Origin of the sequence: Paracoccus caeni, from assembly GCF_016629665.1 — a bacterium.
Classification (GTDB): domain Bacteria; phylum Pseudomonadota; class Alphaproteobacteria; order Rhodobacterales; family Rhodobacteraceae; genus Paracoccus; species Paracoccus caeni.
Genome location: NZ_JAEPRQ010000003.1, coordinates 233,257 through 245,973, shown reverse-complemented (window position 1 = coordinate 245,973; position 12,717 = coordinate 233,257). Strand labels below are relative to the sequence as shown.

The following is a 12,717-nucleotide window of genomic DNA, read 5'->3' as shown; positions in this document are numbered from 1 at the left end:
GTTAAACAGTTCTTTGATTAGAGAGAAATCGAAACTGTGCTTGGTCTTTATAGATCATCTCTATAAGTTGGCTCAGATGGTGACCTTGCAGCAGCTACGATATCTTGTCGCGGTGGCCGATACGCTGAATTTCAGCCGCGCGGCAGAGCTTTGCCATGTCACTCAACCCACACTCAGCATGCAGATCAAGGAGTTGGAGGAGCGCCTTTCTGCGCGCCTGATCGAGCGGACTCGCGCCCGTGTCCTGCTGACCCCGGTCGGGCAAGAAATCGCCCGCCGTGCCCGTGCCATTATGGCCGAGATGGACGATATCCGCGAAATCGCCCGCCGGGATGACCCGAACGCAACTCAGGCGATCCTGCATATGGGCGTGGTCAAAACGGTGGGAGCTTATGTTCTGGCGGTGGCAATGCCGTCGCTTCGCAGAAGCTTTCCCGACCTTCGCCTTTTCGTACACGAAGACCCGACCGACGCCCTGATCCGGCAATTGTCCGATGGTGCGCGCGATGCGCTGCTGCTGCCGGAGGCGCTGCACCGGAACGATCTTGAATCGCGGCATCTGATGAATGAACCCCTGCTCATGGTCCTGCCGGCCGATCACGAACTCGCCCGACAGGACAGTATCTCACCCGAAGATCTTTCCGGGCAGACTATTCTGGGCATGGAGGGAGGCCGGTATCTGAACACGCAGATCGACCGGCTGTGCCGGGATGTCGGTGCCATTCACGCCCGCGACTATGAGGGCACCACGCTGGACACTTTGCGGCAGATGGTGGCAGCGGGCATGGGTCTGTCGCTGCTGCCCGCCCTTTATGTCCGCTCAGAAGTGCTGAGAGAGCAGCAGGTGACGGCGCGTCCCTTGGCCGCAAGGGCGCCGGTGCGTCCAATCTCGCTTGTATGGCGGAAGGGTGCGCCGCGCAGCCGCACCTATTCGGCCCTTGCCGAGAATCTGCGTGACTGCCTTGCGGAATGGAGTGTGGAGCGACGATAAGCCTGCCCTACCCGGCTATCGCAGGGTCTTCTCGAATATGGCTGTCCAGTTTTTCCTGTCCACAAAGGCTTTCGGTAATGGTGGATAGACGACCCATGGAACTGGCGTTCAACCGCTGTGCCAATAGCGGAAGGTGCGTCCGACGATGGGTTCCCCATCCAACCTCCTCGCCGCCGCGCCCGATACGGCCAACGCGCCGAGATCTTGTTTCCCGCAATCGCTCTCGCCGCCATTGTCATCTGTCGGCAGAAGGTTCTGAGCTTAGACCTTGAAGATATTGGAAGTCTGCGCGCCACAGACAGAAGAAAAGGGCAAACCTCAAAACAGAAAAAGCCCCGCCATCACATGACGGCGGGGCAAGGCGGTCCCGTCCGCGCGGCTGGCGGAGGAACTGGCGAAACTGAAAATCGGATCAGTTGGGGCGCGCGATGTCACCTTCCATCTCGGCCCGGATCTGCTGGCGCAGCAGGTCGATGGACATCATCTTGCCCTCGCGGCGGTAATGCCAATAGGTCCAGCCGTTGCAGGAGGGCGCACCCTCCAGTGCGGCGCCGACCTGATGGATCGAGCCTTTCACGTCAGGGCCGATCAGGCTGCCATCGGCGCGAACCTTGGCCTTGTGACGGCTGCCGATCGAGAAAAGCTCTTCCCCCGGACGCAGCATGCCGCGTTCGACCACCTGCCCAAACGGGATGCGCGGCTCGGAACGTTTGGCCTTGGTAGTGGCGATCACCTCGGCGTCCAGACGGCGGGCGCGGGCAAGGCGTTTCTCGGCCACGTCGCGATAGGCGGCTTCGCGTTCGATGCCGATGAAGTCGCGGCCCAACATCTTGGCGACAGCGCCGGTGGTGCCGGTGCCGAAGAAAGGATCCAGCACCACATCGCCGGGATTTGTGGTGCCGATCAGGACACGGTGCAGCAGCGCCTCTGGCTTTTGGGTCGGGTGGGCCTTGTCGCCCTTGCCGTCCTTCAGCCGCTCACCGCCGTTACAGATCGGGATCACCCAATCGCTGCGCATCTGCGTGCCTTCGTTGAGCGACTTCAGCGCCTCGTAGTTGAAGGTGTATTTCGAGCTTTCGGCCTTCGCCGCCCAGATCAGCGTCTCATGCGCGTTGGTCAGGCGCTTGCCGCGGAAGTTCGGCATCGGGTTCGACTTGCGCCAGATCACGTCGTTCATGATCCAGTAGCCCTGATTCTGAAGCTCTGCCCCGACGCGGAAGATATTGTGATAGCTGCCGATGACCCAGATGGCCCCATTCGGCTTCAACAGGCGGCGGGCAGCGGCCAGCCAGTCGCGGGTGAAGGCATCGTAGGACGCGAAGCTGGAAAACTGGTCCCAGTGATCGTCAACGGCATCGACCTTGGAGTTGTCGGGACGATGAAGATCGCCCTTCAACTGAAGGTTATAGGGCGGATCGGCAAAGATCAGGTCCACGCTGCCTTCGGGCAGGGAATTCATGATCTCGATGCAATCGCCCGCCAGAATTTGGTTCAGCGGTAACCCCCGCGCGGAATCCGCGCGCTGTTCTTTGGTCTTCGTCATCTCTGCCTCGTGGAATGCCGGCTTTTGCCGATCTGATCTGTCCACAAAGATGAGTCAGAGCTGATTCGTCGTCAATTTCTTTTTTGAATCAATGACTTGCAGATTGGGGTTTACACAAGATATTGTGGACGGGCTTAAAGCTACGCCGATGATGTGGTGTTATCCCCAATTCCAGCAGCGCCCGTTTATGGGCCGGTGTCGGATATCCTGCGTTGATCTCCCAGCCGTAGCCGGGATGCTGTTGCGCCAAATCCACCATGATGCGATCGCGCAACACTTTGGCGATGATCGAGGCCGCAGCGATGCTGAGGCAACGGGCGTCGCCCTTGACCACGGCTTCGGCCGGGCGGTCCAGCGGTTTCGGGATTCGGTTGCCGTCGATCAGGACGTGACAGGGCTGCTGACGCAGCCCGGCAACGGCGCGGCACATGGCCAGATGCGCGGCGTGATAGATGTTGAGTTGGTCGATTTCCTCGACGCTGCAATGGCCGACGGCCCAGTCGCAATGGGTCATGATCCATTCCGCCAAAGGCTCGCGCCGGTGCGCGGGCAGGCGTTTCGAATCGTTGAGGCCATCGGGGATATTGTCAGGGTCCAGAATCACCGCTGCCGCCGTGACCGGCCCGGCCAAGGGGCCGCGACCGGCTTCGTCCACGCCCGCCACCCGCTTCGCGCCGCGCGACAGGGCGGCCAGTTCGACGCTGAAGTCGGGCGTGAATATCATGCGGTGATCCGAACGGGGGTGATCTGGGCTTCCTCGAGATTTACCCCGTCACCCTCGCGGTCCACCACCAGAAACTGCGCCGGTTTGTCGAGCGGTGTCAGAACGCCGTGCCAAACCCCGGCGCGCAGGTTGATGCCGGTACCTGCGGGAACCAGAAAAGCCAGAGGCAGACCGGGTTTGCCGCCGTCGTCATGGGCCACGACGGTCATCCACGGATCATCGCCCAGCGGCATGAAGGCCTGACTGCCCAGCGGATGACGCTCCAGCATCGGGCAGTCATAGGGAAGGCTGACCGATTCGGACCGGAAGATCGAGATGATCGCTTCGCCCTCGCCGCGTTCCACCGTTGCCAGCGCGTGATGGCGTTCGCAACGACCGGCATTGATCAGACGGTCGGGCGTCGCTCGCGGGGTCAGGACATCGCCAAACGGGGCGAAAGCCTCAGGCGTGATCGGCTGGATTTTAATCGTGGTCATCTGCACCTCCCTTTGCATGGGCCGGTGTTACAGGGCCGCAGCCAGTCCGTCGAGGATCCGGGCCATCACCGCAAGGCGTGTCCGGGGCTCGCGAAGGCGGGCAACCTCGGCCCTTGCGGCTTCAGACATCGCCTTGCATTCATTCGGATTTTTCCGCGCCCAGGAAAGTTTTTCCAGAACGTCGCCGCAATATTTTTCCAACGGTATATAGTGTTTCCACGGTTTGAAGCGACCGGAATAGAACACTTCCCAGCCGTCTTCTTCTTTCAGCAGCACCGATTGGCTGTCGATCATCGGGATGAAATTCGAGCCGTGATCATAGCCGGTCAGGCAAAGCTGATAGCGAAACTTGTGGAAGAAAGCAGGCGGCTGTCGCGGTTTGCAATAGGGCGACAGCAGCGGATCGCGGGCGAAGTCGCGGAACCGCCACGCCATTACCACGCCCAGATCGCAATCGGGGTGATCGAACCAGCGGCGGATGAACGACAGGCGCGAGGTGCGGCAAAGCCTGTCCCAGATGACCTCGCGGACGGCTTCGTCCTTGCCCGCCTCGGCAAGGTGCCGAAGCAGGACATGCGAGGCGGGACCGGGTTTGACCGTTGTGCGATGTTCACTGCCCGAGATCATGCCGCGCCAGACGATCTGGTCGATCTTCTGATCGAAGGGAATGGGATCGCGCGGCGCATCCGGGTCAAAGCCGTGCAGCCCGATTGAATGCTGATCGGGCAGCGGCCACAGCACCACGTTCCGCGCGCCTTCGCGGCGGTTGTGGCAAAGGACGGGCTGGTTCACCTCGCCTCCCTGCGGCGATCCAAGCCAGCGCGAATCCTCCATGTCGATCTGCAATGGCATGGCGCGGTCCGCGCGCAGCGCGTCGTTGATCACACCCTCGGCCCGCACCAGCTTGAACGGCCTGCCGGGCGCAGAGACTGCCGTGCGGCCAAGGCCGGGCTGGTTAACCACGGTCATGCGCCGGGATCCCTCGCGCGCCGGCGAGATCAGATGATCGCCGTCCCAGATGCAGGCGAGGCCGGAAAGGCCGGTATTCACCTGCGGCTGCGGATCAATGCCCCGCAGGCAGAAGGCGGCGACATCCTCGATATAGGCGTTATCCAAGGACGTGACCGGCGCGGCGCGGTCGATTGCCCGGCGCAGGGCGCTTTCGGGTTCTTCATCGAAAGGCCGGTGCCAGTGGGAATCGGCTGGCGCCTGGCTGAGCGACAACAGCGCGGCAGCGTCGGCAGGGCTTTGGTTTTCCAGATCAATGCGGATCAGCCGGGGGTCATCACCGAAATGCGCCTCGACCGCCGAAAGATGGGCGTGCCAGCCGGTTTCCCAATGCTCCGCCAGTTCCTCGGTCGTCAGGCCGCGATGATGGGCATAGCAGCGCGCAATAGCGGATTCATCGCGGATCAGAAGGTCCAGCAGCCATCCGTCCAGATCGCGCGTGGTCAGGATGAAACGGGCCTCGGGCAGTTGCCGTGCCAGAAAGGTGAAGCTGCGCCACGCCTCAAGCGGGGGACGCCAATGCGGCGAATGGCGGGACAGCCCGGTGATCAGCCCGGCCGCATTCCATTCCGGTGGCAGTTCGGCGCCGCTGCCCTGCGCGTAGAGGATAGCCTCGGCGTTGCTGCCGTCGGGTGTGTGGATGACCTTGTGCCCGTTCAGGCGGAACAACTCTGCCAGCTTCTCCTGCCCACACCAGTCGGGGCTGATATGGATGAAAAGCGGCGCGTCGCTCATCCGCTGACAAGGCGTCCGGGTCGTGGCAGCAGGATCGTCAGGATGCCAAGGATCGGCAGGAACGAGACATAGAAGAAGACCGCCTCGATCCCCTTGGCATCGGCCAGAACGCCAAGCGCGGCGGCGGCGATCCCGCCCATGCCGAAGGAAAAGCCGAAGAACAGCCCGGCAATGGTTCCGGTCCGGCCCGGCACCAGTTCCTGCGCAAAGACGACGATGACCGGGAAGGCCGAAGCGAGGATCAGCCCGACGACCACGGCCAGAATGCCCGTCGCCACCAACCCGACATGCGGCAGGATCAGGGTGAAGGGCAGCACGCCAAGGATCGAAAACCAGATGACCTGCAAGGGGCCGACCCGGTCTCCGACGATCCCGCCCAGCATGACCCCTGCCGCCATCCCGGCGAGAAAGAGGAACAGCATGATCTGCGCACCCTGCGGCCCAAGGCCGAACTTCTCGATGGTGAAGAAGGTGAAATAGCTGCTCATCGCCGCAGTATAGATGTTCTTGGTGAAGACGAGAATGGCAAGAACGGCAATCGCCCGGATCACCACTCCGCGCGGCAGCTTCAGTGTCCGGTCGGGATTGGCTGCACTGGCGCGGCGGCGTCCTTCGGCCCAGGCACCGACGCGGGCAAGAATGACGACGCCAGCCGCAGCGAAAAAGGCAAAGACGGCAACCGCCGGACGGCCCAGAGGCACCACGATGAAAGCGGCCAGCAGCGGGCCAAGCGATTGACCGAAATTACCCCCCATCTGGAACAATGACTGCGCCGTCCCGAACCTGCCGCCCGAGGCCAGACGCGCTACTCGTGAGCTTTCAGGATGAAACACCGCAGAGCCGATCCCGATCAGCATCGCCCCTGCCAGCAGCATCCCATAGTGATGCGCGAAAGCCAGAAGCAGCACCCCGCAGAAGGTCGAGGCCATCCCGAAGGGCAGCGAGCGAGGCTGCGGATGCTTGTCCGTCACCAACCCGATGACCGGCTGCAACAGCGATGCCGTGACCTGAAACGCAAAGGTCATCACGCCGATCTGAGAATAGCTGAGCGAAAACTCGACCTGCAGCAGCGGATAGATCGCGGCCAGCATCGACTGCATGATGTCGTTGATCATGTGGCACAGGCTGATCGCCAGCAGAATCACCCAGACGACACCGCCCGAGGTTGAATCACGTTTCTGGATCAGTGAATCCGAAGTGCTCATGCCGCTTCTCCGCGCATGTGTTGCAGATCATGCAATTATCAAGCCGTCGCAGAGTTGGAAATGCCCTAAATCGAACCGAACTTGTAAGTTCAGATACTGTCTTTATAGACAGTTTAACCGGCAAAATGGTCTTTTTGGCTATTTGGACAGCTATCTTTATGCGGTCGGTATGCCGAAAGTATGAACGATCCAAACCAAGCATTGATATTCATGACCAACATATCCGGAAGTTTCGCGCGTTCCTTGCGCCCCTCGCATCGCAGCGGCGTCAGCAAGCGCGTCAATACATGGCAATCGGTTCGGACCGAGGTGCTGTCCCGTATCCGCGCGCGCGAATGGCAACCGGGCGAGTTGATACCAACCGAAGAACAATTGTCCGCCCAGCTTGGCTGTGCGCGGGCAACGGTCAACCGCGCGCTGCGCGAACTGGCTGACAGCGGCATTATCGAGCGTCGCCGCAAGGTCGGCACCCGCGTCACCGCAAGCGCTTCGCGCCGCACGACGCTGGAAATGCCGGTGATCCGCGACGAGATCGAGGCGATGGGCGCGGAATATGCGTATCAGATGATCTCTTACGAGGAACGGCAGGCCAGCGATATTGCGCGACACGCCCTGCAGGTGGATTCCGGTGAGCGGCTGATCCTGGTGCGGTCGCAATATCTGGCCAACGGCACCCCGCATTGCTGCGAGACGATCTGGCTGCATCCGAAGCTGCTGCCGTGGATGGCGCAGAACACCTTCCGCGAATTGCCGGCGCATGAATGGCTGGCCGCGCAGGTTCCGCTGACCCATACCCGCTACGCCATCGTTGCCGAAGGCGCGACCGGGCTATGCGCGAAAAACCTTGGCGTTGCCGAACATACGCCGGTTCTGACGATCGAACGCACCAACTGGATCGACGCCTCGCCGGTCTCATTCGCCCGGCAGTTCTATCGCCCACAACACCGCCTGGTGTCGGAAGAATAATCCGGCACCAACAGATTAAATTTTTCCCTTCAGTGCTTCACGGATCTGGTTGAAATCGTGCGGAAACGCTGTCTCTACGCGCAGCTTTCCGCCGTTTTCTGTCCGATTGACTGAAATGTGACCCTCGCGCTATCTGGCCTTTCGCATGCCGCGATAGGATGCTGCGATAGCACTTGCAGGGAGAATTTGATGCTGCCGTTTCGCCCGTTCCACATTCCGCTTGCCCTGGCATTTCTGACGGCAGCGGCTGTTCCGGCCACGGCGCAGAACGATCTTCCCTTCAGCGCTGCCGATATAGAGGCGGCGACCTATAGCGGCGGCGATCTTCCGGCGGGCCGCTCGGCCCTAACTGCGAAGGTGCAGGTCCTGCTGGACCGTTCAGGCACATCGCCCGGCGTAATCGACGGCTACAAAGGCGGGATGAGCCAAAGCGCCATCATGGCCTTTGAGCGGCGGGCCGGTCTGCCGATGGACGGCGTGATGGACCCGCATGTCTGGAACCTGTTGCAGGCCTATGCAGCCCAGCCGGTGACGACTGTTTACACGATCACCCAGGACGATGCTCAGGGATTGGTCGATGCCATCCCCACAGATTACGCCGAAAAGGCACAAATGAGCACGCTGGCTTATACCAGCATCGCCGAAAAACTTGGCGAACGTTTCCATATGGATGAAAAGTTTATCGCCTTTCTCAATCCTGGCGTGTCGATTTCGCCCGGAAGCACGATCGCTGTCATGGCACCCGGTTCGCCGATCCGGGGCGAGGTGACGCGGATCATTATCGACAAGACCACACGCCGGGTCGCCGCCTATAACGCAAGCGGACGGATGATCGTGGATTATCCGGCGACAATCGGGTCTGATGCGACGCCCTCGCCCTCGGGTTCGCATCATGTGGCGACCGTGGCGCTGAACCCGAACTATACCTACAACCCGCAGAAGAATTTCCAGCAGGGCGAGAATACGCGCGCTTTGATCATTCCGCCCGGCCCGAACGGCCCTGTCGGCACCGTCTGGATCGGCCTGACCAAGCCGACCTACGGCATCCACGGCACCCCGACCCCGTCGCAATTGTTCAGCAACCAGTCGAACGGTTGCGTGCGGCTGACCAATTGGGATGCACAGGAACTGGCGGCGATGGTGCGTGGCGGAGTCACCTCGGTCGAGTTTCTGCCGACCGGCGTGACCATCGCGGATGTAACCGGCGTCACGCCCGCGCCAGTCACGACGCAGCAGCTCGAGACAGCGGATAGCGCCACGACCGAGCCTGCCGCGACAACCGAAGCCCAGATGGGAACGACGACTACGACAACGACGCCGGATGCAAGTTTGACCTATCCCGATCCCGCCGCTGCAGCCGGGGCGGTTCCGGTCGAACAGCCCTTGGAAGATACAAGCGAAGACGCAGCCGATGCGCTTGCACCGCAGCACGATCCGCTGAGCGATGCTTTGTCTGGTGCGCTGCCCGAGGGGTTCGTCGTTCCTCCGCTTGAGGGGCAATGATTCAGATGCGTCAGTCAGCGGCACTTGCCCTCATCATTGGCTGCCTGTCCGCGTCCCTGGCTGTCGCGCAAGATCGTCCGGCCTCACCACCTCGCCCCCCCGCCGAGACCCCCGAGGTCGTCCCCGACGATGCCCGCCCACCAGAACGACCGGCGGAGCCTGAAGAAAAAGCCCCTGATGAGGCGACGGATGCGACGGGCGCAGAGGACGTTGCGGAACCGACTGGGGACAAGGTGGAAAGCGCTGAAGACGACAGCGCTGATAACGATACAGCCGAAATGTTCGGCCCCCCGCCTCCGCCACAATGGTATCTTCTGCGCGAGAGCGATCAGGACTACGCGGCCTGCAAGCTTGCCCTGTCGATGCTGGGTACCGCCTATACCGAAGAACCAGTAATGACCGGCGAGGATAATCCCGAATGCGGCATCGCGCGCCCGATCCGGGTCGAGAAGATCATCCCCGATCTGGCGCTTGAAGGCGGCGCGGTCATGCGCTGCGACACCGCCCGCGCGCTAGGCCTGTGGTCGCAGGAATTTCTGCGTCCCGCCTCGGCCATGCTGCCCGGCGCGCCGCGCGTGACCAGCCTGCAACTGGGCACGACCTACGATTGCCGTGGTCGCGTGGGCACGGGCGAGGCCGAACCAAAACTGTCCGAGCATGCCTATGGCAACGCCATCGATATTGCCGCCTTCGTCTTCGACAATGGTGAGACGATGCCGGTCGAGCCGCGTTTCGAGACAGGCGAGATCGCCGAGGGCTTTCAGATGGCGGTGCAGAAAGCTGGCTGCCTGTTCTTCACCACGGTTCTGGGACCGGGATCGAATGCCGCGCATGACGACCATCTGCATTTCGATGTAGCTGTGCGGAATGGCGGCTGGAGGCTGTGCGAATAACGCTCAGCGACTGTGCCGCTCCATATCCAGATAGCCGGGATCAAAGCGGGCGAGCCGCACCAGCCCAGCCCAATCGAGGACCGTAATTTCGGCGCCCGTCCAGCGGATCAGCCCGCGATCGCGCAATTCACGCACCGCGCGGTTCACATGGATCGGCGAATAGCCAAGGATATCAGCCAATTCTCGTTGCAGCAGCGGAAGGGTGAATTCGTAGTTCGAGGCGGCACCGACCGCGCTCATCCGCGTGTAAATCTCGCAAAGAAGATGCGCGAGATGCGCGCTGGACCGCAATGAACCCGCGGCGACCAGCCATTGACGGTGGATTGCGGCATCGATCAACGTCGCCATCCACAGAAGCCGCGTCAGATGCGGAAAATTCTCGGTAATTTCGATCAGTTCCGAGTGCTGGACGAACTCGATCTCGGTCGGACCGATGGCGATCACCGCATGTTCAAGACCGGCCAGAACGAAGCCATGCAGATCGACGAAATCACCCGGCACATGCAGCGCGGTGATAACCCGTTCGTCCGGCTTTCCCTCCAACGGATGCGCACGCGCGGCGAAACCCCTCAGAACAAGGCACGAGCGCTGCACATGACGCTCGATAGGGACGATGACCTGTCCATGAGAGAAACGCTCATTCTGCGTTTTCAGGGTTCTCAACCGCTCGAGGTCATCCTCGGAAAGAGTATCACGCCTTTGAAGATAGCGGATAAAATACTCTGAGATCGCCATTGACATCCTCTTGTCCCGCAGGCGGCGGACAGTCGCAAAATGCCCATAGCAACGCAATGCTCGGGCAGTCCTACCTAACATTCATTAACTCTTTCTGAACCTAAAGGTTTCACTCACCCGCTGCGGGTCGGGGGCTTTCTTGGCACATTTGCCTGCAGCGCGGCGCCCAGCCGTTCAAAGCTCTGCTGAATAGCCGGGCTGCTCAACGTGACGAAATCGTCCAGTTGCGGGTAAAGTTTTACCGCCTCATCCAGCCGTGGATCAGAGCCGGGCGCATAGAGGCCTGCACGGATCATCAGTTCAGATTCCGCATAGGCACCAAGCGCCGCACGCGCCTTCGCGATCATCGCATTTTCCGCCTCCGTCGCGGCGTCGGGCAGCGAACGCGAGACCGAGCGGACGACATCAATTGCCGGAAAGCGCCCTCGTTCGGCAATGGTGCGGTCCAGCACCACATGACCGTCCAACGTGCCGCGAAGGATATCGGCCACAGGCTCTTCCATATCGGAGCCTGCCACCAGAACGCTGAAGATGCCGGTGATATCGCCCGCCCCCTCAAGCCCCGGCCCCGAGCGTTCCGCCAGAGCCATGATCAGGTTCGACACCGATGGGGGAAAGCCGCGATAGCTTGCCGGTTCGCCCGCAGCCAAAGCGATCTCTCGATGTGCTTCGGCAAATCGCGTGATCGAATCGGCAAGGAAAAGGACGTGACGCCCCTGATCGCGGAAATGCTCGGCGACCGCCATCGCGGCCCAGGCGCAGCGACGCCGGATCAGGGGCGACCGATCCGAGGTCGCGGTGACGATGACGGCGCGCTCCATCCCCTCCGGGCCAAGGGTTTTCTCGACAAATTCCCGCAGCTCGCGCCCGCGTTCACCGATCATGGCGATCACGACCACATCGGCCTGCACACCGCGCGCCAGATGAGAAAGCAGCGTCGATTTGCCCACGCCAGAGCCAGCAAACAGCCCGATCCGCTGTCCTTCGACCAACGGCAGAAGCGTGTCGAAAACCGCCAGACCCGTCGCCAACCGCTGACCCAACCGTTTGCGCCGAACGGCGGAAGGCGCCTCTGATCGGTAGGGTCGCGGCTCGCCCCCGGTCGGCAGCGGCCTGCCATCAAGCGGTTGCCCCAAAGGGTCGATGATCCGTCCGATCCAGTCATCACAGGGCGCAATCACCGGCGCGAACAGCAGCTCCACTTCGGCGCCGACCGAAAGCCCCTCGGCATTACCTTCCGGCAGAGCATCCGCATGGCGCGGCGCCAGACCGACGATCTCAGCGGTGACCGTGGCCCCCTGAACCGCGATCCGCACCCGATCCCCGACCGAGGCATGCGCGTTCAACCCCTCGATCCGTATCAGCCCGGCCCGCATCGAATGAACGCGGCCAAAATAGCGCGCCATACGCAACTGCCCGATCCGGCGGGTGATCGATTCAATTTTATCCATTTCGCATTCCTCCGATCAGGCACGGAGTCGATTCCGCGAAACGGTTTCTAAACCAATTGAGGTTAAGACCCGGTTATCGCCAATGAGGAGAAGCCTCATGTTTGAAAAGATCGAAATGATGCAAATGGCCCGCGCCTTGGGCCGGCATGTTGCCGAGCGGCAGAATATCGTCGCCCGGAACATCGCGAATTCGGACACACCGGGATACAAGGCCCGCGATCTCGAACCGTTCGAGACTGCCTATCACCGATTGAACGCAGCGCCGATGCGCGCCACCGATCCGCGCCACCTGTCGGTGCCGGATTGGACGCCCGCAGGCGCGCAGGTGATGAGCGGGGAAACCGGCGTCTCACCGAATGGCAATTCCGTCTCGCTGGAAGCAGAGCTTCTGAAAGCTGCAGAACTGAAGCGCGGCCACGACCTGTCGCTGGCGATCTATCGCTCGGGGCTGGACATGCTTCGCACCAGCATCGGACGGAGGGGATAA

The 12,717-nt window shown here is 61.6% G+C and carries 12 protein-coding genes; 5 read left to right on the top strand and 7 right to left on the bottom strand.

Annotated features, from left to right (window positions below; genetic code table 11):
* Positions 1 to 76: 76 nt before the first annotated feature.
* The gene (locus JJJ17_RS10740) at positions 77 to 991 is read left to right on the top strand and encodes a LysR substrate-binding domain-containing protein (protein ID WP_200686219.1); all 915 of its coding nucleotides are present in this window, start codon (positions 77 to 79) and stop codon (positions 989 to 991) included.
* A gap of 412 nt (positions 992 to 1,403) precedes the next feature.
* On the opposite strand, the gene JJJ17_RS10735 is transcribed toward JJJ17_RS10740, so the two are convergent.
* The 5 genes from JJJ17_RS10735 to JJJ17_RS10715 all read right to left on the bottom strand — a co-directional run bounded on the left by JJJ17_RS10735 (position 1,404) and on the right by JJJ17_RS10715 (position 6,682).
* Positions 1,404 to 2,534 (bottom strand): site-specific DNA-methyltransferase, encoded by a 1,131-nt coding sequence (locus tag JJJ17_RS10735; RefSeq protein ID WP_200686218.1) that lies wholly within the window; start codon positions 2,532 to 2,534, stop codon positions 1,404 to 1,406.
* 88 nt (positions 2,535 to 2,622) lie between these two features.
* The gene (locus JJJ17_RS10730; protein ID WP_200686217.1) at positions 2,623 to 3,258 is read right to left on the bottom strand and encodes a ribonuclease HII; all 636 of its coding nucleotides are present in this window, start codon (positions 3,256 to 3,258) and stop codon (positions 2,623 to 2,625) included.
* Positions 3,255 to 3,734 carry an ureidoglycolate lyase gene (locus JJJ17_RS10725; protein ID WP_200686216.1) on the bottom strand — a complete coding sequence of 160 codons (480 nt, stop codon included), beginning with the start codon at positions 3,732 to 3,734 and terminating at the stop codon, positions 3,255 to 3,257. The genes JJJ17_RS10730 and JJJ17_RS10725 overlap by 4 nt, the downstream gene beginning before the upstream one ends.
* A gap of 27 nt (positions 3,735 to 3,761) precedes the next feature.
* Positions 3,762 to 5,477, bottom strand: coding sequence for a glycosyl transferase family 90 (locus JJJ17_RS10720; RefSeq protein WP_200686215.1), 1,716 nt, complete (start codon positions 5,475 to 5,477; stop codon positions 3,762 to 3,764).
* Positions 5,474 to 6,682 carry an MFS transporter gene (locus JJJ17_RS10715; RefSeq protein ID WP_200686214.1) on the bottom strand — a complete coding sequence of 403 codons (1,209 nt, stop codon included), beginning with the start codon at positions 6,680 to 6,682 and terminating at the stop codon, positions 5,474 to 5,476. Before JJJ17_RS10715 ends, JJJ17_RS10720 begins: the two co-directional genes overlap by 4 nt.
* 210 nt (positions 6,683 to 6,892) lie before the next feature.
* On the opposite strand from JJJ17_RS10715, the gene JJJ17_RS10710 reads away from it, so the two are divergent.
* The 3 genes from JJJ17_RS10710 to JJJ17_RS10700 all read left to right on the top strand — a co-directional run bounded on the left by JJJ17_RS10710 (position 6,893) and on the right by JJJ17_RS10700 (position 10,044).
* Complete coding sequence (locus JJJ17_RS10710; RefSeq protein WP_200686213.1) at positions 6,893 to 7,648, top strand: GntR family transcriptional regulator; 756 nt, start codon at positions 6,893 to 6,895, stop codon at positions 7,646 to 7,648.
* Between the two features lie 189 nt (positions 7,649 to 7,837).
* Positions 7,838 to 9,151, top strand: a complete 1,314-nt coding sequence (locus JJJ17_RS10705) for a L,D-transpeptidase family protein (protein ID WP_200686211.1) — start codon at positions 7,838 to 7,840, stop codon at positions 9,149 to 9,151.
* A gap of 5 nt (positions 9,152 to 9,156) precedes the next feature.
* Positions 9,157 to 10,044 (top strand): extensin-like domain-containing protein, encoded by an 888-nt coding sequence (locus JJJ17_RS10700; protein WP_200686209.1) that lies wholly within the window; start codon positions 9,157 to 9,159, stop codon positions 10,042 to 10,044.
* Between the two features lie 3 nt (positions 10,045 to 10,047).
* Here the strand turns inward: JJJ17_RS10700 and JJJ17_RS10695 are convergent, their stop codons facing one another.
* A complete protein-coding gene (locus tag JJJ17_RS10695; RefSeq protein WP_200686207.1) occupies positions 10,048 to 10,779 on the bottom strand; it encodes a Crp/Fnr family transcriptional regulator in 732 nt (243 codons plus the stop codon).
* 113 nt (positions 10,780 to 10,892) lie between these two features.
* Positions 10,893 to 12,230 carry a FliI/YscN family ATPase gene (locus JJJ17_RS10690; protein ID WP_200686205.1) on the bottom strand — a complete coding sequence of 446 codons (1,338 nt, stop codon included), beginning with the start codon at positions 12,228 to 12,230 and terminating at the stop codon, positions 10,893 to 10,895.
* 97 nt (positions 12,231 to 12,327) lie between these two features.
* Between JJJ17_RS10690 and JJJ17_RS10685 the strand changes: the two genes are divergently transcribed.
* Entirely contained in the window at positions 12,328 to 12,717 is a 390-nt protein-coding gene (locus JJJ17_RS10685) for a FlgB family protein (protein WP_200686203.1), read from the top strand.

Excerpts from the sequence above, each read along its gene's own strand:
- JJJ17_RS10730 (WP_200686217.1), bottom strand. The coding sequence starts at position 3,258 with ATGATATTCACGCCCGACTTCAGCGTCGAACTGGCCGCCCTGTCGCGC.
- JJJ17_RS10740 (WP_200686219.1), top strand. The coding sequence starts at position 77 with ATGGTGACCTTGCAGCAGCTACGATATCTTGTCGCGGTGGCCGATACG.
- JJJ17_RS10695 (WP_200686207.1), bottom strand. The coding sequence starts at position 10,779 with ATGGCGATCTCAGAGTATTTTATCCGCTATCTTCAAAGGCGTGATACT.
- JJJ17_RS10685 (WP_200686203.1), top strand. The coding sequence starts at position 12,328 with ATGTTTGAAAAGATCGAAATGATGCAAATGGCCCGCGCCTTGGGCCGG.
- JJJ17_RS10715 (WP_200686214.1), bottom strand. The coding sequence starts at position 6,682 with ATGAGCACTTCGGATTCACTGATCCAGAAACGTGATTCAACCTCGGGC.
- JJJ17_RS10690 (WP_200686205.1), bottom strand. The coding sequence starts at position 12,230 with ATGGATAAAATTGAATCGATCACCCGCCGGATCGGGCAGTTGCGTATG.
- JJJ17_RS10725 (WP_200686216.1), bottom strand. The coding sequence starts at position 3,734 with ATGACCACGATTAAAATCCAGCCGATCACGCCTGAGGCTTTCGCCCCG.
- JJJ17_RS10705 (WP_200686211.1), top strand. The coding sequence starts at position 7,838 with ATGCTGCCGTTTCGCCCGTTCCACATTCCGCTTGCCCTGGCATTTCTG.
- JJJ17_RS10700 (WP_200686209.1), top strand. The coding sequence starts at position 9,157 with ATGCGTCAGTCAGCGGCACTTGCCCTCATCATTGGCTGCCTGTCCGCG.
- JJJ17_RS10735 (WP_200686218.1), bottom strand. The coding sequence starts at position 2,534 with ATGACGAAGACCAAAGAACAGCGCGCGGATTCCGCGCGGGGGTTACCG.
- JJJ17_RS10720 (WP_200686215.1), bottom strand. The coding sequence starts at position 5,477 with ATGAGCGACGCGCCGCTTTTCATCCATATCAGCCCCGACTGGTGTGGG.
- JJJ17_RS10710 (WP_200686213.1), top strand. The coding sequence starts at position 6,893 with ATGACCAACATATCCGGAAGTTTCGCGCGTTCCTTGCGCCCCTCGCAT.